The sequence below is a fragment of the Xanthobacter aminoxidans genome (assembly GCF_043193615.1).
GTDB lineage: Bacteria > Pseudomonadota > Alphaproteobacteria > Rhizobiales > Xanthobacteraceae > Xanthobacter > Xanthobacter aminoxidans.
Window position 1 is genome coordinate 283,526 of sequence record NZ_JBAFUS010000002.1, and the last position, 22,210, is coordinate 305,735.

General features: G+C 67.1%; 21 protein-coding genes and 1 tRNA gene. 8 read left to right on the top strand and 14 right to left on the bottom strand.

Features of this window, described 5'->3' with window-relative positions; genetic code table 11:
* Positions 1-22 precede the first annotated feature (22 nt).
* On the bottom strand, positions 23-415 hold the full coding sequence (locus V5F74_RS10310; RefSeq protein WP_029555050.1) for a DUF4180 domain-containing protein: 393 nt from the start codon (positions 413-415) through the stop codon (positions 23-25).
* A 101-nt stretch (positions 416-516) separates the two neighbouring features.
* Here V5F74_RS10310 and V5F74_RS10315 point away from each other — a divergent pair, with 101 nt between their 5' ends.
* Positions 517-1,062, top strand: coding sequence for a hypothetical protein (locus V5F74_RS10315; RefSeq protein ID WP_394007819.1), 546 nt, complete (start codon positions 517-519; stop codon positions 1,060-1,062).
* 399 nt (positions 1,063-1,461) lie between these two features.
* Here V5F74_RS10315 and V5F74_RS10320 read toward each other — a convergent pair whose 3' ends face one another.
* The 4 genes from V5F74_RS10320 to V5F74_RS10335 form a co-directional block, all read right to left on the bottom strand.
* On the bottom strand, positions 1,462-2,166 hold the full coding sequence (locus tag V5F74_RS10320) for a uracil-DNA glycosylase family protein (protein ID WP_394007821.1): 705 nt from the start codon (positions 2,164-2,166) through the stop codon (positions 1,462-1,464).
* A complete protein-coding gene (locus V5F74_RS10325) occupies positions 2,108-2,851 on the bottom strand; it encodes an MBL fold metallo-hydrolase (RefSeq protein ID WP_394007822.1) in 744 nt (247 codons plus the stop codon). Before V5F74_RS10325 ends, V5F74_RS10320 begins: the two co-directional genes overlap by 59 nt.
* Positions 2,852-2,855: 4 nt before the next feature.
* Positions 2,856-3,467 carry a glutathione S-transferase family protein gene (locus V5F74_RS10330; protein ID WP_394007824.1) on the bottom strand — a complete coding sequence of 204 codons (612 nt, stop codon included), beginning with the start codon at positions 3,465-3,467 and terminating at the stop codon, positions 2,856-2,858.
* Between the two features lie 98 nt (positions 3,468-3,565).
* Entirely contained in the window at positions 3,566-4,057 is a 492-nt protein-coding gene (locus V5F74_RS10335; protein ID WP_394007826.1) for a thermonuclease family protein, read from the bottom strand.
* A 114-nt stretch (positions 4,058-4,171) separates the two neighbouring features.
* Between V5F74_RS10335 and V5F74_RS10340 the strand changes: the two genes are divergently transcribed.
* A complete protein-coding gene (locus V5F74_RS10340; protein WP_051678717.1) occupies positions 4,172-5,251 on the top strand; it encodes a sensor histidine kinase in 1,080 nt (359 codons plus the stop codon).
* A gap of 2 nt (positions 5,252-5,253) precedes the next feature.
* Here the strand turns inward: V5F74_RS10340 and cobT are convergent, their stop codons facing one another.
* Both cobT and V5F74_RS10350 read right to left on the bottom strand, forming a co-directional pair.
* Positions 5,254-6,276, bottom strand: coding sequence for a nicotinate-nucleotide--dimethylbenzimidazole phosphoribosyltransferase (gene cobT / locus V5F74_RS10345; RefSeq protein WP_029555043.1), 1,023 nt, complete (start codon positions 6,274-6,276; stop codon positions 5,254-5,256).
* Positions 6,277-6,393: 117 nt separating this feature from the next.
* Positions 6,394-7,254, bottom strand: a complete 861-nt coding sequence (locus tag V5F74_RS10350; RefSeq protein WP_394007829.1) for a hypothetical protein — start codon at positions 7,252-7,254, stop codon at positions 6,394-6,396.
* A 202-nt stretch (positions 7,255-7,456) separates the two neighbouring features.
* Here V5F74_RS10350 and V5F74_RS10355 point away from each other — a divergent pair, with 202 nt between their 5' ends.
* Both V5F74_RS10355 and V5F74_RS10360 read left to right on the top strand, forming a co-directional pair.
* The gene (locus V5F74_RS10355) at positions 7,457-8,053 is read left to right on the top strand and encodes a superoxide dismutase (protein WP_024277967.1); all 597 of its coding nucleotides are present in this window, start codon (positions 7,457-7,459) and stop codon (positions 8,051-8,053) included.
* 392 nt (positions 8,054-8,445) lie between these two features.
* Complete coding sequence (locus tag V5F74_RS10360; RefSeq protein WP_394007831.1) at positions 8,446-10,074, top strand: ArnT family glycosyltransferase; 1,629 nt, start codon at positions 8,446-8,448, stop codon at positions 10,072-10,074.
* 101 nt (positions 10,075-10,175) lie between these two features.
* Here V5F74_RS10360 and V5F74_RS10365 read toward each other — a convergent pair whose 3' ends face one another.
* The 5 genes from V5F74_RS10365 to V5F74_RS10385 all read right to left on the bottom strand — a co-directional run bounded on the left by V5F74_RS10365 (position 10,176) and on the right by V5F74_RS10385 (position 16,759).
* Complete coding sequence (locus tag V5F74_RS10365; RefSeq protein WP_029555039.1) at positions 10,176-11,585, bottom strand: esterase-like activity of phytase family protein; 1,410 nt, start codon at positions 11,583-11,585, stop codon at positions 10,176-10,178.
* A 95-nt stretch (positions 11,586-11,680) separates the two neighbouring features.
* Positions 11,681-12,676: a zinc transporter ZntB gene (locus tag V5F74_RS10370; protein WP_394007833.1), complete on the bottom strand. Its 996-nt coding sequence runs from the start codon at positions 12,674-12,676 to the stop codon at positions 11,681-11,683.
* Between the two features lie 107 nt (positions 12,677-12,783).
* Positions 12,784-14,175 carry a M20/M25/M40 family metallo-hydrolase gene (locus V5F74_RS10375; protein ID WP_394007835.1) on the bottom strand — a complete coding sequence of 464 codons (1,392 nt, stop codon included), beginning with the start codon at positions 14,173-14,175 and terminating at the stop codon, positions 12,784-12,786.
* Between the two features lie 111 nt (positions 14,176-14,286).
* On the bottom strand, positions 14,287-14,718 hold the full coding sequence (locus tag V5F74_RS10380) for an ANTAR domain-containing protein (protein WP_156026210.1): 432 nt from the start codon (positions 14,716-14,718) through the stop codon (positions 14,287-14,289).
* A 289-nt stretch (positions 14,719-15,007) separates the two neighbouring features.
* The gene (locus V5F74_RS10385; RefSeq protein WP_394007837.1) at positions 15,008-16,759 is read right to left on the bottom strand and encodes a helicase HerA-like C-terminal domain-containing protein; all 1,752 of its coding nucleotides are present in this window, start codon (positions 16,757-16,759) and stop codon (positions 15,008-15,010) included.
* Positions 16,760-16,985: 226 nt separating this feature from the next.
* Between V5F74_RS10385 and V5F74_RS10390 the strand changes: the two genes are divergently transcribed.
* The 4 genes from V5F74_RS10390 to V5F74_RS10405 all read left to right on the top strand — a co-directional run bounded on the left by V5F74_RS10390 (position 16,986) and on the right by V5F74_RS10405 (position 19,410).
* Complete coding sequence (locus tag V5F74_RS10390) at positions 16,986-17,366, top strand: hypothetical protein (protein WP_394007839.1); 381 nt, start codon at positions 16,986-16,988, stop codon at positions 17,364-17,366.
* A gap of 90 nt (positions 17,367-17,456) precedes the next feature.
* Positions 17,457-17,864 (top strand): DUF4332 domain-containing protein, encoded by a 408-nt coding sequence (locus tag V5F74_RS10395; protein WP_024277975.1) that lies wholly within the window; start codon positions 17,457-17,459, stop codon positions 17,862-17,864.
* Positions 17,865-17,980: 116 nt separating this feature from the next.
* A tRNA-Thr gene (locus tag V5F74_RS10400) sits at positions 17,981-18,056 on the top strand.
* A gap of 163 nt (positions 18,057-18,219) precedes the next feature.
* The gene (locus V5F74_RS10405) at positions 18,220-19,410 is read left to right on the top strand and encodes a tyrosine-type recombinase/integrase (protein WP_394007841.1); all 1,191 of its coding nucleotides are present in this window, start codon (positions 18,220-18,222) and stop codon (positions 19,408-19,410) included.
* Positions 19,411-19,465: 55 nt separating this feature from the next.
* On the opposite strand, the gene V5F74_RS10410 is transcribed toward V5F74_RS10405, so the two are convergent.
* Positions 19,466-21,088, bottom strand: coding sequence for a type I restriction-modification system subunit M (locus V5F74_RS10410; protein ID WP_394007843.1), 1,623 nt, complete (start codon positions 21,086-21,088; stop codon positions 19,466-19,468).
* Positions 21,085-22,209 carry an AAA family ATPase gene (locus tag V5F74_RS10415; RefSeq protein ID WP_394007845.1) on the bottom strand — a complete coding sequence of 375 codons (1,125 nt, stop codon included), beginning with the start codon at positions 22,207-22,209 and terminating at the stop codon, positions 21,085-21,087. Before V5F74_RS10415 ends, V5F74_RS10410 begins: the two co-directional genes overlap by 4 nt.
* Between the last annotated feature and the right edge of the window lies 1 nt (position 22,210).

Consider the following 22,210-nt stretch of genomic DNA (forward strand, 5'->3'; position numbering starts at 1 on the left):
AGACCGCCGGCGCGCGGGGAGGCTATCCCCGCGCGGCCGTACCCTTGAGGCGCTCGGTCAATTCCTCCACCGTCCCGACGAACCAGAGGCTCTCGCCGCCATTGGCCTCGCGCACGAAGTCGCGCAGTGGCCCGCTCACCGCCAGATGGGCCGAGATGTCGCCGATGACGGCGACGCGCAGGCGATAGTTCACGAAGCGCTGGGTGATGCGCCCCGCAAGCCCGCTCGCCAGCCGGAAGAAGTCCGGGCTGAGGCGCGCCGCCGGAATGGCAATGAGCTCCGCCCCCTCGCCGAACGCCGTGCCGAGCAGATCGTCCGTGTCGCCCTCGCTGGCGATGGGTGCCGCGTCGGCCGCGCACAGGAGCACCCGCAGCCCGCTGATTTCGGTCACGACATCGGTGCTGGGAATACGCATGGGACTTCCGTTGCGTTCGGGTGGATGATCCGAGCAGATTGAATCGATCCAGCGGGTGCACGTCCAGAGGGTGCGCGCGGCGCGAGGCGGGAGAGACCGGGATGGTGGACAATCGCACGGCGGGTGGCGCAGCCACGGACGCGAGCGCAGGCCGCGACTTCTGGCTGCGCGAGGGGCCCTATCTCGCCATCCTCGCCCTTACGGTTGGTGGCGTCGCCTATGTGGCGATGACCCGTCGGCCGCTGGTCACGTTCTGGGAATTCGTGGCGGTGGCGAGCTGCGCGGTGGGCATCTTCGCCGGCTGGCGGCGCGCGGCGCTGAAAGAGCAGCGCGTGCGGCTGGTGGTGACGCAGATCCTCCACTGGGGCGCCTTCCTTGCCGCCATGAACCTCGTGTTCCTGCCGAGCGTGCAGGCGGTGGCGGATGCGGATTCCACCAGCCTCATCGTGCTGCTGCTGCTAGCGCTGGGCAGCTTCGTGGCGGGCGTGCACACCCAATCGTGGCGCATGGGGCTGAACGGCGTGTTCATGGCCCTGTGCGTGCCGGCCGTGGCGTGGCTCGACCAGTCCGCCCTGTTCGTGGCGCTGGTGGGCGCCGCCGCCGTGGCCGCCGCCGGCTTCATCCTGTGGGCGCGCCTGCGGATTTGAGGAGGGTCTCCGCACCGGCGACGGCGCCGCCGGCACCTTCGTTCCCCGGACAAGCGACACCGAAGGTGGAGCGCCGATCCGGGGACCAGCGCAAAAAGTCCCGCGCAGCGGGACGAAGCCTGAGAGCGGTGGGATTCGGAAGTGTCTTCGGCGGCCCCTTGCGCTGGGCCCCGGCGCGCATTCCGCTGGCGCTGCATGCGTCCGGGGCGCGAGGGCGGTTATGGGGCGGCCCCCCTCTCCCCTCGCGGGAGAGGGGACGGGGGTGAGGGGGCTGGCCGCGCAGTCCCGGTGCTGGGGCAAATGGGGCAATACCCCTCACCCCAGCCCTCTCCCGCAAGGGGAGAGGGCGTGCGGCCTGCGCAAAGGCGTGGCCGTCGTTCTCCTGGAGCGCCCGCCCACTCAGCCCCGCCCGAGCGCCCTCGCGATGTCCGCCTGAAGCTGGGGCAGCAGCTCGGCCTCGAAATAGGGGTTCTTCTTCAGCCAGCCGGTGTTGCGCCATGAGGGGTGGGGCAGGGTATAGGCCGCCACCGGCTGGGCGAGCGTTTCCCCCGCCGCGCGCACCGCCCGCCAGTTGGCCACCGTCTCGGTGAGGCTCGGCTTCAAATGCGCCGCGAGGCCAAGGCGGGCGAGGTGATAGGCCTGCGCCGGCCGCCCCACGGCGAGGATCAGCCGGAACGGCGGCAAAGTGGCGAACAGCGTGTCGTGCCAGGTGGCGACGCATTCCCGCCGGGGCGGCAGGTCGCCCCCTGAGGCATCCTGCCCCGGAAAGCAGAAGCCCATGGGGGCGATGGCGATGTGGGCGGCATCGTAGAAGGTGTCCTTGTCCACCCCCATCCAGGCCCGCAGCCGATCGCCCGAGGCATCGGTGAAGGGCAGGCCCGAAAGGTGCACCTTCGTCCCCGGCGCCTGGCTCGCCACCAGGATGGAGGCGGTGGCGGACACACGCAGCACCGGTCGCGGCGTGTGCGGCAGGGGCGCCCCGCGCGGCGTCTCCCGGCACACCCGGCAGGCGCGGATGCGCGCGACGAGCGCGTCGAGGTCGTCCTCAGATGTCGCGCTCAAGCCCGTCCTCGGCCACGGTGAAATGGGCCTTGTCCACCTCATCCCGCCGCGCCCACATCTCGTCGCCCATATGGGTGAGCAGGATGTGCTTGGCGCCCAGAGCCTCCCGCCTGGCGGCGATGGTCTCGTAGGCCATGTGGCCGTGCGGACTGCCGGCGAAGGCGAAGCACTCGCAGATGAAGAGGTCGGCGCCATGGGCGATGGGCAGGAGCGCGTCCGTCCACTCCGTGTCGCCGGAGAAGGCGAGGGTGCGCTTGCCGTCCGAGACCCTGAGCGCGGTGGAGGGCGCGCCCGAGCCGTGGATCACCTCGGCGGTGGTGAGGGTGAAGGGGCCGTGCCGAGAGGTCGAGCCGGGCTCCACCTCCTTGACCTCGAAGTCGAACCGCCAGGCATTGCTGGCCATCTTCGGGAACAGCACCTCCATGGCCGCGTCCATCCGTACCTTGGTACCGGGTGGGCCGATGATGGTCAGCGACTCGCTCCGGCGGTGGACGAACTGGCCGTCGAGCAGGAGGAACGGCAGGCCACCGAAGTGATCGCCATGCAGATGGCTGATGAACACCTGCCGAACCGCACTGGAATCCATGCCGAACCGGTGCATTTGAACGGGTGAACTCGCACCGAAGTCGAGGGTTGCGACATGCCCGTCCGTCTCGATGCGGTAGCAGGAATTTCCCCGCCCGCCCGAGCCGAACGCATCGCCGCAACCCACCACCTTTAGCTTCATGATTTCAAGCCTTTGCACTCGGCCGCTGGGAGACGACGTCGTACCAGCGCTTGAGGTGGGTGTGGTGCTCCGGCACCTCGGTGCGGATCACCCGCAGGAAATCCACCGCCACCAGCATGGTGATGTCCGCCACCGAGAAACGGGAGCCCGCCACGAATGCCCGGTCGGCCAGCTGGTCGTTGAAAAAGCCGAGCGCGGCCAAGACCTTGGGCTTGTTCGCCTCGCCCCATTCCGGCACCTGCGGCACCTCCATCTGGGCCATGGCCGGGTTGAGATGCCGCAGCACCATCATGATGGGATAGAACAGATCCAGCTCCACCCGCCGCTGCCACATTTCCACCAGCCCCTGCTCCTGCGGCGTGTGGCCGAACAGGTTGGGCTCGGGCTGCAAGGCCTCGAAATAACGGCAGATCGCCATGGTTTCAGCGATGGCGGTGCCATCGTCCAGCACCAGCAGGGGCACGCGCTGGCGGGGATTGAGGCCGGTGAATTCGGTGCTCTTGTGCTCACCCTTGCCCAGGTCGACGGGCACCAGCGGGACGGAAATTCCCTTTTCCGCCAGGAAGATGCGAACCCGGCGCGGGTTCGGCGCCCGGTTGGTGTCATAGAGCTTCATGGCGGCGCGTTTCCCCTGTCGTGACATTTATGGCCAGCGAAAAACCATGCCTGCGGCGACCGCGCAAGGTCCGCTCGTTCCGTCCGCCCGTTCCGCGTTCAGGGCGTGCGCGGATGCGCGGTCCGGTAGTCGGCGGGAGGCTGGAAGCTGCCCGCCCACAGGCCCCGCCGCGCCGTCCGGGCCTCCGCCTCCTCGCCTTGGTAGGCCTTGCCCAGATAGGCGACGGCCAGTCCTTTCTGGACCATCAGCGCGGCGATGTCGGTGCCGCCGACAGTGCAGAAACCGAGTGGCCGCCTGTATTTGTCGCGCTTCTCGGCCCGGCAGGATACCGGGCCGCCGGCCAGCGCCTCTTCGAGCGCAGCCCGCGCCGCCTCCCCGCAGCGCCACGGGCGGCCGTCGCTCTCGCAGGTCTGGCGCAGCTCCGGCGCGTCGATGCCGGCGAGGCGGACGTGGGTGCCGGCAATGTCCAGCGTGTCGCCATCCACCGCCTCGGCACGCCCGTCCAGATGCTCGGCGCGCGACAGCATTTCCACGGCGGCGGCGAGCACGGCGAGGATGACGGCGGCGCGCAAAATATCGAACAGACGCATAGGGTTGAACGATCCGACCTCGGTTGCGCGATGGGCGTCGCACGTTTGGCCGGGAGGATGGGGCGGGGGCGTTAACCAATCGTTAACCTACCTGCCGCAGGAGTCGGGACCAAGGTGACGTCACGCAGGGTCGTCGATTCCACCGACACTCCGACCGCGAAGGGCTTCCGCCGCATGTCCGGCCCCCTCTGCCTCCCGCTCGGCAACGCCGCGGCCTCCCAACCGGAGCCGGCGCAAGCGGGGGAGGGATTCGCGGCGCCGACGGTCACGTCCAAGGCCTTGATCCTGCTGGCGATCCTCGCCTCTGGTGGTCTCGCTCTGGCGGGTGGTCTCGCCGCGGGGCTTGCGGGTGCGATCCTGGGCGCCGCAGGCGCGGCCTTCGCCTTCATGCGCGTGGCAAAGCATGTCCGGCGCCTCGATGCGGAGCGGGCAGCCGCCGAGGCGCGGGCCCTGGCCGCCGAGGCGGAAAGCCGGCGGGTGGTGGCGGAAAGCCTTGCGAAATCTCGATTTCTCGCCGAGATGAGCCACGAGCTGCGCACCCCGCTCAACACCGTGATGGGCTTTTCCGAGATGATGGCGGAGGAGGTGCTCGGCCCACACCGGGTGCCCGCCTATGCCGGCTATGCCCGCGACATCCACGGCGCCGGCCGGCACCTGCTGGCGCTCGCCGACGACCTGCTCGACCTCGCGCGCATCGAGAGCGGGCACCGCACGCTGGTGGAAACCCCGGTGCGGCTCGATGTGCTGGCCGAAGACTGCCTGGCGATGATGCGCCCCCTCGCGGCGGAGCGGCGCCTCAGTCTGTCCCTGGAACGGCTTGGCACGCCCCGGCTGTGGGGCGATGAGAGGGCGATCCGGCAGATCGCCCTCAACCTCTTGGCAAATGCGGTGAAATTCACGCCCCTGGAGGGGCAGGTACGGCTCGTCGCGGCCGTGGACGCAAAGGGCGGTGCCGTCCTTATCGTCGAGGACAGCGGACCGGGCATAGCCGACAGCGAGCTGCCGCTGGGCGGCGCCCATGCCCGCGAGAGCCGGCTCGATCTCGCAACCGGCCGTGGCGCGGGCCTCGGTCTCGCAATCGCCCGGGGGCTCGCCGCCCTGCATGGCGGGGAGCTGGAGCTTTCCCGCCGCGCCGGAGGCGGAACGCGGGCGCGCGTGACGTTCCCGCCCGCCCGGACCTTGCGAGGGGCCTGAGTTCAACCCTCTGAGACGCCGGCCTCGGCGAAGGTCGCCATGCCGCGATGGCACGCCACGGCGGCCTTCACCACGCCGATGGAGAGCGCGGCGCCCGAGCCTTCGCCCAGCCGCATGCCGAGATCGAGGAGGGGCACGAGGCCGAGCCGGTCCAGCAACTGGCGATGGGCCTTCTCCGCCGAGACATGGCCGGCGAGGCAATGGTCGAGGGCGGCCGGGTTCAGGGCGTGAAGCACGGCGGCAGCTGCCGTCACCACAAAGCCGTCCAGCACCACCGGCACCTTTTCGTGCCGCGCGGCGATGATGGCGCCGGCGATGGCGGCGATCTCCCGCCCGCCGAGGCGGCGCAACACTTCCAGCGGATCGGACAGGTGGTCCTTGTGGAAGGCGACGGCGTCGCGCACGGCGGCGATCTTGCGCTCCAGCACCTCGCCGGAGGCGCCGGTGCCGGCGCCCACCCATTCCTCCGCCGTGCCCCCATAGAGGCCGTGGCAGATGGCGGCGGCGACCGTGGTGTTGCCGATGCCCATCTCGCCGAGGCAGAGCAGGTCCGAGCCGCCGGCAATGGCCTCCATGCCGAAGGCCATGGTGGCGGCGCAGGCCTTCTCGTCGAGGGCGGCGTTCGTTGTGATATCAGGGGTCGGATAGTCGAGCGCGAGGTCGAACACCCGCAATCCGGCGTCGAAGGTGGCGCAGATCTGGTTCACCGCCGCCTTGCCGGCGGTGAAGGTGGCCATCATCTGCTTGGTCACGGCGCCGGGATAGGGCGAGACGCCGCGGTCGGCCACGCCGTGGGTCGCGGCGAACACCGCGACCATGGGGCGATTGACCGTGGGCATGGAATTGCCCTGCCAGGCGGAGAGATGGGCGGCGATGGCTTCGAGCCGCCCCAAAGCGCCCGGCGGCTTCACCAGCTGTTCCTGCCGGGCGATCGCCGCCTCGCGGGCGCCCTCGTTGGGGCCGGGCAGGGTGGCGACGAGCTGGCGGATGTCGTCGAAGGGCGAGCCGGTATCTTGCGGGAACATCGGACGGAATGACCTCTGGGCGCCGGCTTCGCCGGGCGGGGAACGCTGCCGCTCAATAGAGCGGGCGTCCCGATCCGGCAAATCCGCTCCGCCGCCCGGCGGGGCGACGGGTGCCGCTCAGCCGCCCTGCTGGGCCTGGGCCACGTGGTCGCGCAGCTCCTGCAGCGAGGCGAAGCGGACCACGCCGGTGGGCAGCTCGGCCTGGATCGAGCCGTCCGAATAGAGGGTGTAGGCCATGCCGCCGACGATGCCGGACTTCAGGATGCGCGGTTCGTCGGGCTCGCGGGCGGGGGCCGGCGCGGGCACCGGAGGCGGCGTCTCGGGGGCGGCGCGGGCCGGGCGGGGCGGCGGCTCATAGCCGGTGCGCGGGCGGGGCGGCGCAGGCGGGGCGGCCGGCGCCTCCGGGGCGGGCTCGGGACCGCGCTGAAGCCGCTGGCGTCGGGCCTCGACCATCGGGTCGGCCGGCTGGCCGGCCTCCGGGGGAGGAAGCAGCGGGGAGGGGCCGGCGGGTCGGCGCGGCGCGGGCGGGCGGTCAGTTTGGCGCTCGGGTTGGCGCTCTTGCTGGCGCTCGGGGGCGCGCTCTTGCGGACGCTCCTGCGGCCGTTCGGCCGCGCGGTCACGGGCCGGAGGCGCTGCGGCCTCGGCGTCCGCCTCCTCGGGGGAGAGCAGATCATCCACGGAGAGGCGCGGCGTCGCGCTGCGGCCGGCGCGGGCGGAACGGGCCGCCGGCTGCGCTGCGGCTTCCTCGGCCTCGGCCTCCCCGGCCGGATAGGAACGCTCGATCTGCCGGGTCAACCGGTCAAGCTGGCGCAGCACCAGCCCCATGGCGGTGATGACAAAGCCACCCGAGGCGGCGACGGCGCCGGTGGTGATGAGGGTATTGCCGAAGGCCGAGACGTAGATCGTCACCCCGAGGCCGATGACCGCAAGCCCGGCCAGAGCGATAAGAACGCCGAGAAGGACCAGGAACCACCACATCTCGCACCCCGCTTCCGCATGCCGGCCTCAGCCGGTCTAATCAAAGGTGGTACCTCGGCGCGAAAATCGGCCGCTTCAAGGTTGTTTGATGGCGAGCACGACCCTATCTAGGTCCACGCTCGGACATGTCGTATACCCGGTATGGCACCGGGGCAGCGATTTCGCCCCGGGCGAAATGCCGGATAGATTGCGGAGATGTTTCATGTCCTTCACGCTGCCCGACCTGCCCTATGCCTATGACGCGCTTGCGCCGTACATGTCGCGCGAAACGCTGGAATACCATCACGACAAGCACCATCTCGCTTATGTCAACAATGGCAACAATCTCCTAAAGGGAACTGAATTTGAAGGGAAAACCCTTGAGGAGATCGTCGTGGGCTCGTTCGGCAAGAACGCCCCGCTCTTCAACAATGCCGGCCAGCACTACAACCACCTCCATTTCTGGAATTGGATGAAGCCCAACGGCGGCGGCCCCATCCCCGGTGAGATCGAGAAGAAGATCATCGAGGACATCGGCTCGGTCGAGAAGTTCAAGGAGGACTTCATCGCCGCCGGTGTCGGCCAGTTCGGTTCGGGCTGGGCCTGGCTCGCGCTCAAGGACGGCAAGCTCGTCGTGCTGAAGAGCGCCAATGGCGAGAACCCGCTGGTGCAGGGCGCGACCCCGATTCTCGGCGTCGACGTGTGGGAGCACTCCTACTACATCGACTACCGCAACCGCCGCCCCGACTACCTGAAGGCGTTCGTCGACCACCTGATCAACTGGGACTACGTGGCCGAGCTTTACGGCAAGGCCGTCTGACGGTTTCCCTCCCGGGCCTGCGCCTCCTTGGAGCGCGCGGGCCCGCATGGGGTATGCGGGGCGGGGGCAATGCCCGGATGCAACTCCGGCGCGCAAGTGCCCATCTAAGACGCGGCGGCTGCGTTTTTCTTTTCCCGCCAGTGATCGACTCTGCCTCCCAAGAACATTTAGCCGCTTAACCTTACCATTGGTCAGCGACGCTGCCGTAATTGCTCCCGAAGCTGCCTTAATTTTTTGCAACCTACAGCATAATTTTGTTGCGATCCTCCTCTACTCCATCTTAGCTGTGATCCGCGTAGCCATCTGCGGTATTATGGTGGCGTATCGCGCTGGGGGCCCGGGAGCGATCCTGGAATCGGCGCGACAGGAGTTGGGTTCGGGATCCTCCATCAATGTCGTTCCTCGATATCGAACGTCGGCCGGGCGCGATTGCGGACGCCTGCGCCCTTGTCCTGATCGCGGGTGTGGCGGTCATCGCCGCCCTCACCTTCTCCGACTACGGCCTCGGCTGGGATGACTTCACCCACTCCCAGTATGGCGATCTGCTCTATTCCTATTTCTCGTCAGGGCTGACGCACCGGAAGGTCTTTTCCTTCGTCAACCTCTATTACTACGGCGGCGGGTTCGACCTCGCCGCAGCGGCCCTCGCCAAGGCGCTGCCCTTCGTCGATGTCTTCGACATCCGCCGGCTTCTGGGGGGCTTGGTCGGCGTCATCGGCTTCGTGCTGGTGTGGCGGGCTGGCCGGCGGCTCGCCGGGCCCTGGGGCGGCGTTGCCGCCGTCGCGCTGCTGATGATCTGCCCGCTCTATTACGGGCACATGTTCATGAATGCGAAGGACGCGCCCTTCGCCGTCGCCGTGGCCGGCGTGCTCTATGCCTGCATTCGCGCGTTCGATGAATTCCCGCAGCCTTCGCCGCGCACGGTGACGCTCTTCGGCCTGTTCCTGGGCCTGGCCATCGGCACGCGCGTCCTCGGGCTGCTCTGCGGCGTGTATCTGGCGGCGGCCATCGCCTTTGTGCTGGCTGTGGAATGCGTGCGCCTCGGGATCAAGCCGGCGCTGCTGCGCACCCTGCGCTTCACCGGCCTGCTGATGCTGGGTCTGCCGCTCGCCTATTTCGTGCTGGGCATCGTTTGGCCCTGGGGCGTCGCGGAACCGCTCAATCCGCTCGTGGCCCTGAAATACTATTCCCACTTCTGGGAAGTTCCCTGGCGCGAGATGTTCGAGGGCAGGCCCATCCTCGTGCCGGACATGCCGCGCACCTATGTGCCGACGCTCTTCTCCGTGCAGATGCCCGAGCTGTTCCTCGGCCTTGCGGTGGGCGGCGCGGCGGGGGCGATTGTCTCGGCGTTCGTGGGCAAGCATACGCCGGCGAAGCGCGCCCGGCTGGTGCTCATCGTGACTGCGGCGGCCTTCCCGGTGCTGCTGACCGTCGTCACCCGCCCGGTGATGTACAACGGCATCCGCCACTTCGTGTTCGTCACTCCTGCCCTGGCGCTGCTCGGCGGCTACGCCGCATCCTGGCTGTGGCAGAAGGCGCAGGGGCTTCCGCGCCTCGCCCGGGGCGCCCTGGCTGCAACGTTCGCGGTGGGTCTCGCGGTGCCGGCGGTTGATTTCCACAACCTGCACCCTTATGAATATACCTACTACAACCATTTCGTCGGCGGCATCAAGGGCGCGGACGACCTGTTCATGCTCGATTACTGGGGTCTTGCCTTCAAGCAGGCCACGGAGGAGCTGGACGAGTATGTGGAACAGCACCGGCGCACGCTGCCGCAGGGGCGCAAGCTGCGCGTGGCCGTCTGTGGTCCGCACTTCGCCGCCGCCGCGGAGCTCGGTCCGCGCTACGAGACGACGTACGACAGCAAGAACGCGGACTTCTATATGCGTCTCGGCGAGTTCTACTGCGCCGACGTGAAGGCGCCGCTGCTGGTCAAGGTCGAGCGCGAGGGCGTCACCTACGCCACCGTCTACGACGTGCGCGGCCGGCCCTTCCCGAGCGTCTTCGCGGCCGGCCAATAGGCCGATCCACCCCACGCGATCCGCCAATCGCGAATCGAAAAGGCCGGGCTCGCGCCCGGCCTTTTGCTTTCGTGCGCCGGCTGTGAGCCGCCGCACCTTGCTCACTTGGCGCCGAGCAGCTCCGGCACGCTGAGGAGGACGAACTCGTTGTCGTCGTTCTTCTGCGGGCTGCGGCCGGCCGAGTAGGGCAGGTTGTTGTCGTTGCCCACCACGATCTCGGTGGGGCTCACCATCACCACGTCCTCGATGGTGAAGAAGGGCAGGTCGAGAACGCCTTCGGTGCCACCCTGCTTCGCCTTGCCGTTCGGATCCTTGATGGCGAGGAGGTCGATATAGCCGACCTTGCGCACCGTCTGGCCGGCGGTCTCGGGCGAGAAGGCGATCTTGTAGACGCGCTTGAACTGCGCCGGCTTGTCGAAGCAGGAGGGCTCGGCCTTGCCGGCGGCGCAGGCCTTGAAGCGGGAGCCTTCCAGGCTGTCACGCTCGATGACGAGGCCGTGGGTGTCGTCGATCATGTTGAAGTCGCCGATGGCGTTGCCCGCCACAGCCAACGGATACTTCCACGAGCGGCCGGTCCATTCGCGCTTGCCGAGATCGAACTCGACGATGCGCAGCACCTCGGCCTCGCCCACCTTCTCCTTGCCGCCGGCGGCCGCATCGAACAGCGGGCCTTCGAGCAGGGCGTAGAGCTTCGTCTTGTCCGGGGAGAGCGCCATGCCCTCGAAGCCCTTGGAGCGATAGACGTTGAACGCCACCTTGCCGTCCGGCGCGCCGGGCGTGGTGACGGCCGGGTGATCGGGTGAGCGCACCACCTTGCCGTCCACCTTGGTCTCGAACACCGCCTTCACCTTCCCGTCGAGGTCGGTCTCGATGAGGAAGGGGCCGAACTCGTCGCCGAACCACAGGCTGTCACCCACGCGCTGGATCGATTCGAGATCGAAGTCCGAGCCGGTCAGGTAGCGCGTGGCGGTGCCTTCCATCGTGATCGGGTAGGGCACCTTGCGGTCCGGGTCGCTGATGAAGATGGTCTTCAGGCGCTCGATGGTGCCAGCCTTGAAGTCCATCTTCAGCCGGTGGGCGGTCAGCATGGCGTCCGGCGAGTTGGCCTTGGAGCCGAAGCCGTTGTCGGTGAGCACCAGGAACGTCCCGTCGCCCTCGGAGACGATGCCGGAGAAGCCCTGCACCGGCTGGCCCTGGAACGGCAGGGAAAGGCCGGTCTCGCGCGGGGCGGACGCGTTGGACAGGACGCTCACGCCCTTGACGCTGCCGATGGCATCGATGCGCACGCGGTCGGCGCCGGTGAACTTGCCCGACGTCTTGAGCGCATCCGGCGCGTCGGCGGGGGCGGGGACGAAGGTCGCGGCCGGCAGGACCACGTGGCCGGCGAGGACGGCCGGGAAGGCGGAGCCTTCCGCGGCCTTGTCCTGGCTGGACTTATCCTGGGAAAGAGCCGGCGAAACAAACGCGGCTCCGGCGAGCAGCGCGAGGGCAAAGCATTTCAGGGTGCGCATGGGAAACCTCCAAAGGTCCGTGCGCACCGCATCTGCGGCATCATCCTTGACGCAGCGGCGACAGCCCCGCGAACTTTGCATGACCTAGAGGAAGATCAGATCCATCTCAGCCGGCGGAAGCTCCACAGGAGGATGAAGCCGAGCAGCAGCAGGAACACCGAGAGCGCCCAGAAGGCGGCGGGATCGCTGCTGCCGGGAATGCCGCCCACATTCATGCCGAACATGCCCGAGATGAGCGTCATGGGTGCGAACACCACCGTGACCACGGCGAGCACCAGCATGGACTTGTTCATCTGCTCGGCGCGTGCGTCCACCATCTGGTCGCGGATGACGGCGGCGCGCTCGCGCACGCTGTCCAGCTCCTCGGAGAAGCGGGCGACGCGGTCGGCGGCATCGCGCAGGCGGTTCCTGTCCTTGGGTCCCATCCAGGGGTCGTCTTCCAGCGCGAAGTGATTGAGCGCCTCGCGCTGTGGCGCGATGTGGCGGCGCAGCTTGATGGCCACCCGGCGCAGCACGGCGAGCTTGGGCAGAAGCTCGGACGTCTCCGTGATGAGGACGGCGTCCTCAAGTTCGTCGGCCTCCTCGATCAGCGTCGTCACCACCGCATCCACCCGTTCCACGAGGCGCATGGAGAGATCCGCCACGAACTCGCCCTGGGAGCGCGGGCAACGGCCACGGCCGAGCGCATCCTCGAAGTCGGCGATGGCGGAGAGGAAATCGTGCTGCACCGAGACGATGCGCCGGGCGTCCACCCACAGGTGGACGGTGATCAGCTCCTCCGGCAGCGCGTTTCGCTGCAGGTTGATGCCGCGCAGGGAGAGCAGGGCACCATCGGCGAACATCACGCAGCGCGGGCGACACTGGTCCTCCGCCATGCTCTCCAGCGCCGGGGCGTCGAGACCGACATCCTGCCGCAGCCAGGTTTGCGACATCCGGGGCAGATGACGAAAATGCAGCCAGATGAAGCCGCCGTCGGGGGCGGTGGCCGACACGGCCTCCTCCGGCTTGATGCGCCCGGCGCCCCCTTTGCCGTCGAACCACCACGCCGAGACGAGGCCCTGCGTGTCGATGGTGGAGGCGGGAGAGGCCATGGCAGGTTCCGTCGCTGACGTATCGTGCCCTTCCTCGCACGATTGCACGACGCGAAAAAGTCTTGGCGTTGCGTCAGCTCACCGCTGCGCGTGTTTGCCTGGCGCAGCTAACGCCGCGCGAGGGCGTCGAGAATCCGCACCCAGCTTCGCGTGCCCTTGTGGAACGACGTGAGGTCGTACTTCTCGTTGGGCGAGTGGACGCGGTCGTCGTCCAGGGCGAAGCCGATCAGAAGGGTGTCCACGCCCAGCCGGTCCTTGAACTGGCCCACCACGGGGATGGAGCCGCCCGAGCCGATGGTGACCGGAGCGACACCCCACTCCGCCTCAAGTGCCCCGGCGGCGTGGCCGAGGTCCGGGCTCTCCGGCGGCACGAGGAAGGCGCGGGCGCCCTCGCCCCAGTGGAAGACGGCCCGGCAATCGGCGGGCACGCGCGCCGCCACGAAGGTTTCGAAGCCGGCCCGCAGCTTGGCCGGGTCCTGGTCCGCCACGAGGCGGAAGGAGATCTTGGCGGTCGCCCGCGCGGGGATGATGGTCTTTGTGCCGGCCCCGGTATAGCCGCCGAACATGCCATTGACCTCGAAGGTCGGCCGCGACTGGATCTGTTCGATCACCAGCCGGTCGCTCTCGCCGGCCGGGACCGAGAGGCCGACCGGCTTCAGGAAGGCTTCGGCGGTGAGCCCCAGTTCCTGCCAGCGGGCGCGGACTTCGGCGGGCGGCTCGCGTACGTCGTCGTAGAAGCCGGGCAGCGTCACCCGGCCGTCGGCGTCATGGGCGTCGGCGAGGATCGTCGCCAGCACATGGATGGGGTTGCGCGCGGCGCCGCCGAACAGGCCGGAATGCAGGTCCCGGTCGGCACCCTCGATGGTCAGCTCGGTGTGCAGGATGCCGCGGAGCGAACTGGTGATGGAGGGGGTGCGCTGGTCCCACATGCCGGTGTCGCAAACGAGCGCGAGATCGGCCGAAAGCTCGCCCGCATGGGCGGCGAGGAAGCCGGGGAGGTTGGGCGAGCCGCATTCCTCCTCGCCTTCCAGCAGAACGGTGACATCCACCGGCAACGCGCCGCGGGTCGATCGGAACGCCCGGAGCGCCTCGAGGAAGGTCAGCACCTGCCCTTTGTCGTCGCAGGCGCCGCGGCCGACGATGGTGCGCCGCCCGTCCGGCGTGGTGCCGAGGCGCGGCTCGAACGGAGGGGTTTCCCACAGGTTCAGCGGGTCCACCGGCTGCACATCGTAATGGCCGTAGAACAGCACGCGCCGCGATGCACCGGTGTCTGTGCGGGCGACCACCACCGGATGGCCGGCGGTGGGATGGACGACGGCGGTGAAGCCGAGAGCCTCAAGCTCTCCCGCCACCCAGTCCGCCGCGCTCCGGCAGGCGGCCGCGTGGGCGGGGTCGGTGGAGATGGACGGAATCCTGAGGAAGTCGAACAGACGCTCCAGCGCCCCGTCGAGCCCCGCATCCACCGCCTTCAGAACCGGATCGAGTTCCGTTGCCGCCATCTCGCCCTCCGCCAGCGCACCCTCTGTCACGGGTCGCGATGGACCCGGAATCGCTGGGATGCTGGCGGTAGCGGGACCGTCTGGCAAGGTGCCAGACGGTCAGGCGCCGGATCAGCTGGCGGTGACGAGATCGGCGGGCGTAGCGATCACTGCAGAAGCCGGGCGCCCTAGACGGCGCGCGCGCTGGAGGACCGAGCCGATGCGGCGATAGAGCAGCCGCGGCGCGACGGGCGTGCCGAGCGCGGCGTCATAGCCGGTCCGGCCGGCGATGCGCACGAGCTGCTGCGCCGGAACTTCGGCAACGAGCACGGCAGGAATGCCGGCACCGAAGCGGAAGGGATTGGTGGGGGCATCCTCGGGATCGTCCACCTGCACCACGAGCACATCGGCGGTGCCCTGGGCGGAAGGATCGGTCACTTCGTCGATGGACGCGACCTCGCGCACGGATCCGACCCCGAGGGCGGACAAAGCGAGGCGCGTCGCCTGGCGACGTTCCATATTGGCATCAAGGAGGACGATGCGGGCAGTGGGTAACACCTTCATGAGGCGCTCCAGGTCATGGCGCGCCTCGGTCCCCATCCGCACGGGAAGAAGGCTCGGGCACGCGTGGTGAGCATCCCTGCCGACGCGACCCCGCAATCCCGCCGACACTCTATGACACTACCGCTAGGAGTCTTCTGACGCAACACTTTCGACGCCGCGACCGTTGAGCTGCCCTGCCGGACCGCCGCGATCGCGGCCACGCTGCCGTTAGGTACCGACGGACGGTGCGACAACACCTTGAGCCGTGCTGCGGCCGGATCGGCCCGGCGCAGAGGCCATCACCCGCCCGTCACCGTTTGCTGATGCTGCCCAGAATGCCTCTCAGGATGGCTTTTCCCAGCTGGGAGCCGACCTGAGTCGCCACCGAACGCGCCACCTGCCGCACCACCACTTCGGTGGTGGACATGCGCGTGCTGGGCCGGGTTCCGGTGGAGCCGGTACCGGCGGTTCGCCCGGTGGGGGAGGGGACGCGCGGCGTCGGCGCACCCGTAGCGGTTCCCAGGACGCCGCCCAGGATGCTGTCGAGAATGCTGCCGCCGGAGGACGGCGCGGCGTCCTCCGGCTCCGGCTGGGTCTTTTCCTCAGCCCGCGCCTGCAGCATCTCGAAGGCCGATTCGCGATCCACCGGCGTGTCGTAGAGGTGCCCGACCGGGCTTTTCGCCAGAATGGCCGCGCGCTCGGCGGGTGTGAGCGGCCCGATGCGGCCGGAGGGCGGCCGGATGAGCGTGCGTTCCACCATGGAGGGAATGCCATTGCCCTCGAGCATGGACACCAGCGCCTCGCCCTTGCCCAGCTCCATGATGGCCTTTGCCGTGTCCAGGTCCGGATTGGGACGGAAGGTCTCAGCGGCCGCCTTCACCGCCTTCTGGTCACGGGGGGTGAAGGCGCGCAGCGCGTGCTGCACCCGGTTGCCGAGCTGGGCGAGAACCGTCTCCGGCACGTCGAGCGGGTTCTGGGTGACGAAATAGACGCCGACGCCCTTGGAGCGGATGAGCCGCACCACCTGCTCCACCTTCTCCAGCAGCGCTTTGGGCGCCTCGTTAAAGAGGAGGTGGGCCTCGTCGAAGAAGAAGACGAGCTTGGGCTTGTCCGGGTCGCCCACCTCGGGCAGGCGCTCGAACAGCTCCGAGAGCAGCCAGAGCAGGAAGCAGGCATAGAGGCGCGGCGAGCCCATCAGCTTGTCGGCGGCGAGGATGTTGATGGTGCCGTAGCCGGAGCGGTCCACCCGCATGATGTCGGCGATGTCGAGCGCCGGCTCGCCGAAGAACTTGTCCGCGCCCTGGTTCTCCAGCACGAGGAGCTGGCGCTGGATGGCGCCGACACTCTGCGCCGAGACGTTGCCGTAGGTGGCCGTCAGGGTCGCCGCATTGGCGGAGACGTGGGCCAGCATGGCCCTCAAATCCTTCAGATCGAGCAGCAGCAGTCCCTGCTCGTCGGCGATGCGGAAGACGATGTTGAGCACGCCTTCCTGCGTGTCGTTCAGGCCCATCAGGCGGGCGAGCAGCAGAGGCCCCATCTCGGAGATGGTGGCGCGCACCGGGTGGCCCTGCTCGCCGAACATGTCCCAGAAGATCACCGGGAAGCTGTCGGGCGTGTAGGTGATGCCCACCTCCTCGGCGCGCTTCAGCAGGAAGTCCTTGGCCTCGCCTTGGGTGGCGACGCCGGAGAGGTCGCCCTTGATGTCGGCGGCGAACACCGGCACGCCGGCCCGCGAGAAGCCCTCCGCCAGCACCTGCAGCGTCACCGTCTTGCCGGTGCCGGTGGCGCCGGTGACGAGGCCGTGGCGGTTGGCGAGGCGCAGGGTGAGATATTCGTCCTTGGACTTGGCGTGGGTCGCCGCCGCCTCGCTGCGGCCGAGGAAGCTGCGTCCCACGAGGATGCGGCCGTCGGATTCGGGCGCCGGCGCCCGCCCGCCGGACGGCGCTGCGGACGAGGTTCTCGGAACTGACGTGCGGCTCCAGGGGCCGGCCGGCGGCGCGGCACCGGCCGGGGCGCTCTGTTCAGGGCTCGTCCCGGAATTCGTCCCTGGGCTCTTGACCATGGCGGTGTCCTCACTCGCGGCACGTGGTCCAGCCGAATCGCGCGTTCGGGTCCGGCCGCGGCATCGGGGAGTTTTCGCCCGCCTTCGGGATGCGGGCAAGTCCGTTGCAGCGCCGCTCGCGCTTGAGGGCGCCGGCCTGCGCTGGCGGCCGGCCACGCTTGCGAAAGTGCGCCATGCCCGGCAATCTCACGCCAGTCTCGCCTGCGATGCGGCGCAAGGAGATGGCATGGACGAGTTGATTGCGCGTCTGACCGAGCGTGTCGAAGTCAATGGCCCGACGGCCGAGGCCCTGGTTGCCATCGTCATCCAGTTTCTCGCGCGCGAGGCGCCGGCCAGCGCCATGGCGCCCCTCTACGAAACCCACCCCTGGGCTAAGGCGCTCGCTGATGCCGCGCCGCGCGAGGACGCCACCGCCCAGTCCGAGCGGCATTTCGGCGGCATGGCGCGTCTGATGCAGGTCGCCGACCGCATGATGGCCCATGGTCTCACCATGCCGCAGGTGCAATTGGCCGTCCGCGAGACCGTGGCCTATGCCCGCGAGACTGTTGGCGCGGAACCCGTGAACCTGCTCGTGCGCTCGGTGCCCGGCCTGACCCATGTGGTGTGACGGCTAGGGTCTCGGGGCAGTTGACTCGGCCCACGATTGTGGCCTGATCTTGCTGCCGGCATGCACAAGCCGGGTTCGAAGGGGGGTCGCATGTCCTATCCCATCATCGAGATCGAAGGCGTCGGCGCGGTCTATGCGGAGAAGCTGAAAGCGGCCGGGATCACAACCACCGAGGGGCTGCTGGAGAGGGCCAAGTCGCCCAAGCTGCGCAAGGAGCTCGCGGCGGCCACGGGGATCGACGAGAGCCGCGTCCTCAAATGGGCCAACATGGCCGACCTGATGCGCATCAAGGGCGTGGGCGAGGAATATTCCGAGCTGCTCGAGGCGGCAGGCGTCGACACGGTGAAGGAACTGAAGACCCGCGTGCCGGCCAACCTCACCAAGGCCATGGCCGAGGCGAACGCCAAGCGCAAGCTGGTGCGCGCATTGCCCACCGAGAGCATGGTGGAGAAGTGGGTGGCGCAGGCCAAGGAGCTGCCGCCCGTGCTCACCTACTGAGCCTGTCCCATCCCACACCGGCCGCACCGGACCGACCGCCGGTGCGGCGCGCGTGGGGATGCGTTGCGGCGGACCCTTGAAAACCGCCCGTCCTCCCCGTAATAGAGGGCGCGCGTGCCGCGGTAGCTCAGCTGGTAGAGCAACGCATTCGTAATGCGTGGGTCGGGGGTTCGAATCCCTTCCGCGGCACCACCTGCCTCTCCGATGACATCCGGCACAGTCCGATAAGCGTTGAAAATCAAAGGTTTTGGCCTTTGATGCGTCCGGTCTCGTCCGCCGTGATCCCGTTGCATCCGGAGAAATTGGGGGTATCGTTGGGGGTATCGGTCGCCACCCCCAAACGCGATACCCCCAAATGCCGCTCACCGACATTGCCCTTCGCAACGCCAAGCCGGCGGAAAAGCCCTACAAGCTTGCCGATGGCGGAGGCCTTCACCTCTTAGTCACGCAGAACGGCTCGCGCCTTTGGCGATTGAAGTACCGCATCGACGGCAAGGAGAAGCTCCTTTCCCTTGGCCCCTACCCCACCATCCCGCTCGCCATGGCCCGCGAGAAGAGGGAGGAGGCAAAGCGACTGCTCGCCGATGGCGTCGATCCATCTGCGGCGAAGCGCGAGACACGGCGCGTGGAAGCAGTGGCCGTGGGCGACAGCTTCCGTACGGTGGCCGAGGAGCTTCTCGCCAAGATGGAGCGCGAAGGCCGGGCCTTGCGGACCCTGGAGAAAGTCCGCTGGCTCCTCGGCCTCACCTATGACGATCTCGGCGCGCGTCCCATCGATGCGATCCGCGCCGCCGACATCCTGCCCGTTTTGCGCCTCGTGGAAGCGCGCGGGCGGCACGAGACGGCCCGGCGGCTACGCTCCACCATCGGCATCGTCTTCCGGTATGCCATGGCCACCGCGCGCGCGGAAAGCGATCCAACCTCCGCGCTGCGCGGCGCCCTCACCGCTCCCACCGTTACCCATCGTGCCGCCATAACCGAGGCGGTGGCGCTCGGCGCACTCCTGCGCGCGCTCGACGCCTTCGACGGGCAGCCGACCACCCGCGCGGCGCTGCTACTCCTGCCGCTGCTCTTTCCTCGTCCCGGCGAATTGCGCGCCGCCGAATGGAGCGAACTCGACCTCGACAGCGCCGTCTGGACGATCCCGGCCGCGCGCATGAAGATGCGCCGCCCCCATCGCTTGCCCCTGCCCCGGCAGGCGGTGGAGATACTGCGTGGCCTTCATCCCCTCACCGGGCGCGGGCGTCTCGTGTTTCCCAGCGTGCGGACGGTGCTGCGCCCCATATCGGAAAACACGCTCAACGCCGCCTTCCGCCGCATGGGCTATGGGAAAGACGAAGTCACCGCCCACGGCTTCCGCGCCACCGCCTCGACGCTGCTCAACGAAAGCGGACAGTGGAATGCCGACGCCATCGAGCGCCAGCTCGCCCACGTGGATGCCGATACGGTCCGCCGCGCCTATGCGCGCAGCGAGCATTGGGAGGAGCGGGTGCGGATGATGCAGTGGTGGGCGGATCGGCTGGAGGGGTGGAAGGGGGAGGGGTGAGCCATCGCAGACCTTCGCAACCTCCGTATTGCGGAACCTCAATGGGCCTGTGTTTTCACTCTGCCCCCGGTAGGGGAGGCAGACCCAATTCAATCAGGAAAGCGTTGTGCTTCGCCGTCGACTCCCGGATCTGGTTCTCGATCTCGACCAACGCCCTTTGCGTGGCTGCCAGATCGATCTCCTCCTCGCCAACAGCGGTGCTGATGTAGCGAGAGATGTTGAGGTTATAGCCCTCCTCAGCAAGTCGCTCCATGCTCACACGCTTGGAGTAGCGGTCCTCCTCTTTGCGGAACTGGTAGGCCTCGATGATCTTTGCGATGTACTCTTCTGTGAGCTGATTCTGTCGTTTGCCTTTCGCAAAATGCTCAGCCGCGTTTATGAAAAGCACATCATCAGGCTTCTTACACTTCTTGAGAACAAGGATGCAGACTGGTATCCCGGTTGAATAGAACAGGTTGGCAGGCAATCCGATGACCGTGTCGATATGACCATCCTTCAGCAGCTTGGTGCGGATGCGCTCCTCTGCCCCACCTCGGAACAACACCCCGTGTGGAAGGATGATGGCCATGACGCCGTCATCCTTCAGATAGTGGAAACCGTGCAGCAGGAAGGCGAAGTCCGCCGCCGACTTCGGCGCCAGCCCGTAGTTTTTGAACCGCACGTCGTCGCCCATCGCCTCAGTCGGGTCCCAGCGCAAGCTGAAGGGCGGGTTGGCCACGATGGCATCGAAGGACGGCTTCTTGGCGGGATTCAACTCACGCAGGATGTCCCAGTCATTGGTCAGCGTGTCGCCGTGGTAGATCTCGAATTCGGTGTCTTTCACGCCGTGCAGCAGCATGTTCATGCGCGCGAGGTTGTAGGTGGTGATGTTCTTTTCCTGCCCGTAAATTCTGCCGATGCCGTGCGGCCCCATACGCTTGCGCACGTTCAGCAGCAGTGAGCCGGAGCCACAAGCGAAATCGAGCACGCTCGCGAGCCGGTCTTTCTTTCCGGTTGCGGGCTCCTGGCTGTCGAGCGTCACGATAGCGGACAGGATGTCTGACACCTGTTGCGGGGTATAGAACTCGCCGGCCTTCTTGCCCGAACCGGCGGCAAATTGGCCGATCAGATATTCGTAGGCGTCGCCCAGCGCATCCACATTGGAGGAGAAGTTGGCGAGCCCTTTGGCGATCTCGGTGATGATTGCGCAGAGTTTGGCGTTGCGATCAGCGTATGTCCGGCCGAGCTTGTCAGAGCCGAGATTGATTTCCGAGAACAGACCACCGAACGTGCTCTGGAACGACTCGTTTTCGATATATTTGAAGCCCGCCTGCAGGGTATTCAGCAACTCGCCGTTCTGGGTGCGCGCCATATGGGCGATGCTGGTCCAGAGGTGCTCCGGCTTGATGACATAGTGCGCCTTGAGGCGCATCTGATTTTCAAAAGCCGCGACATCATCGGGGTTGTGTGCGTACCACACAGATAGAGGCGAGCGCCCGCCATTGCCGATCGTGTTGGGATCGGGGTAGTCACGCCCAAGCTCCTTCTTCGCGGCCACCTCGTAGTTGTCGGAGAGGTAGCGCAGAAAGAGGAAAGACAGCATGTAATCGCGGAAATCGTCTGCGTTCATCGCTCCGCGCAGCTGGTCGGCGATATTCCAGAGCGTCTTTCCCAGCTGCTTTTGGATTTGGTCGTTCATTGTGCTTCCTGTGCATCCTCGGGGAACAAGGCTGGGCTGAATGGATGCAGCGTAATGAACTGCTTCAGAAGCCTGCCGAAGTGCTCCTTGTTCTCGGGTATCATCTCGCGGGGCTCATATAACGAGTAGTCACCATGGCTCATCAGGTCGATAACCCGTTTGTAGATCGTCTCGTTTGGATCGTCCGCTTCCGGCTTGATGCAGTCGTGCCATTTGGCATAACCAAAGAAAGCGGCGGTCTGCTCCATAACCCGGCGCAACATATTGAAATGATGAGTATACAGCGCCCCTGATTTCTGCGCCTGGTGCATCTCGATCAGTGATGCCAGATGGTAAAGAAACGGCGTGCTGTCGGTCTCTTGGACCTTGAAAGTCTGCCCGCCCGCCTGCTTTTTTCGGGTCAGGAAGTACATCCGTGGCTTCTTCATCTCATTACAGAGTACGTTGAAAAACAGCACGTGATGCGACGACACAACGACCCGAATGCGGTTCGGCGCGTCCTTTAACATCTGTGAAAGGTGATTGGCGACCATCACAGCGTTGGATTCATCCAGCGAAGAGATGGGATCGTCTATGTATACATAGCGGACCCACGTGTAAGCCTCGGCCTCGTCAAGGGCGAGTTGAACGATGGCCAGGAAGAAGCACCAGATGAAAATGTTCTCTTCGCCGCGGGAAATCTTGATGTCTTCCACCGTGGCAGTGGTGCCAGCCGTTTCCACCACCCTCGAAAAACTGACCGCCCATTCCGTCGTATCGATCCTGAAGTCGAAATCGGCATAACGGTTCAGCAGAGGGCGGATACGGTTGTCCATCTCCAACTCGCCCAAGCCCGCGAAAAAGCGCGAATTGCTGTTGATCTTCAGCACGCGCGCACGGTCGTTGGCCAGATCGTTGTCCCAAAAGAAAAGGTCTTCGGTGAACGCGTTGAAATAGAGCGTGTCCTGCACTGTCGTCTCGCCATCAGCGCTCACCACCTTGCCGAGGTCCTTGAACGCGGTCGACAACCGAGTCTTGCCAGTACCGTTATAGGCATAGATCAGAATGGACTTCTTCACCTCGAGCTCGTCTCGCAGGTGCCGCGCCAGCGCGGGCAGATCGTCAAAAGTGGCGTCTGGCACA

Bases quoted from the DNA above. Each gene is read 5' to 3' on its own strand.
- V5F74_RS10380 (WP_156026210.1), bottom strand. From the start codon at position 14,718: ATGAAGGTGTTACCCACTGCCCGCATCGTCCTCCTTGATGCCAATATG.
- V5F74_RS10390 (WP_394007839.1), top strand. From the start codon at position 16,986: ATGGACGAGTTGATTGCGCGTCTGACCGAGCGTGTCGAAGTCAATGGC.
- V5F74_RS10375 (WP_394007835.1), bottom strand. From the start codon at position 14,175: ATGGCGGCAACGGAACTCGATCCGGTTCTGAAGGCGGTGGATGCGGGG.
- V5F74_RS10315 (WP_394007819.1), top strand. From the start codon at position 517: ATGGTGGACAATCGCACGGCGGGTGGCGCAGCCACGGACGCGAGCGCA.
- V5F74_RS10335 (WP_394007826.1), bottom strand. From the start codon at position 4,057: ATGCGTCTGTTCGATATTTTGCGCGCCGCCGTCATCCTCGCCGTGCTC.
- V5F74_RS10355 (WP_024277967.1), top strand. From the start codon at position 7,457: ATGTCCTTCACGCTGCCCGACCTGCCCTATGCCTATGACGCGCTTGCG.
- V5F74_RS10320 (WP_394007821.1), bottom strand. From the start codon at position 2,166: ATGAGGTGGACAAGGCCCATTTCACCGTGGCCGAGGACGGGCTTGAGC.
- V5F74_RS10365 (WP_029555039.1), bottom strand. From the start codon at position 11,585: ATGCGCACCCTGAAATGCTTTGCCCTCGCGCTGCTCGCCGGAGCCGCG.
- V5F74_RS10360 (WP_394007831.1), top strand. From the start codon at position 8,446: ATGTCGTTCCTCGATATCGAACGTCGGCCGGGCGCGATTGCGGACGCC.
- V5F74_RS10410 (WP_394007843.1), bottom strand. From the start codon at position 21,088: ATGAACGACCAAATCCAAAAGCAGCTGGGAAAGACGCTCTGGAATATC.
- V5F74_RS10385 (WP_394007837.1), bottom strand. From the start codon at position 16,759: ATGGTCAAGAGCCCAGGGACGAATTCCGGGACGAGCCCTGAACAGAGC.
- V5F74_RS10370 (WP_394007833.1), bottom strand. From the start codon at position 12,676: ATGGCCTCTCCCGCCTCCACCATCGACACGCAGGGCCTCGTCTCGGCG.
- V5F74_RS10325 (WP_394007822.1), bottom strand. From the start codon at position 2,851: ATGAAGCTAAAGGTGGTGGGTTGCGGCGATGCGTTCGGCTCGGGCGGG.
- V5F74_RS10405 (WP_394007841.1), top strand. From the start codon at position 18,220: ATGCCGCTCACCGACATTGCCCTTCGCAACGCCAAGCCGGCGGAAAAG.
- V5F74_RS10395 (WP_024277975.1), top strand. From the start codon at position 17,457: ATGTCCTATCCCATCATCGAGATCGAAGGCGTCGGCGCGGTCTATGCG.
- cobT (WP_029555043.1), bottom strand. From the start codon at position 6,276: ATGTTCCCGCAAGATACCGGCTCGCCCTTCGACGACATCCGCCAGCTC.
- V5F74_RS10310 (WP_029555050.1), bottom strand. From the start codon at position 415: ATGCGTATTCCCAGCACCGATGTCGTGACCGAAATCAGCGGGCTGCGG.
- V5F74_RS10330 (WP_394007824.1), bottom strand. From the start codon at position 3,467: ATGAAGCTCTATGACACCAACCGGGCGCCGAACCCGCGCCGGGTTCGC.
- V5F74_RS10350 (WP_394007829.1), bottom strand. From the start codon at position 7,254: ATGTGGTGGTTCCTGGTCCTTCTCGGCGTTCTTATCGCTCTGGCCGGG.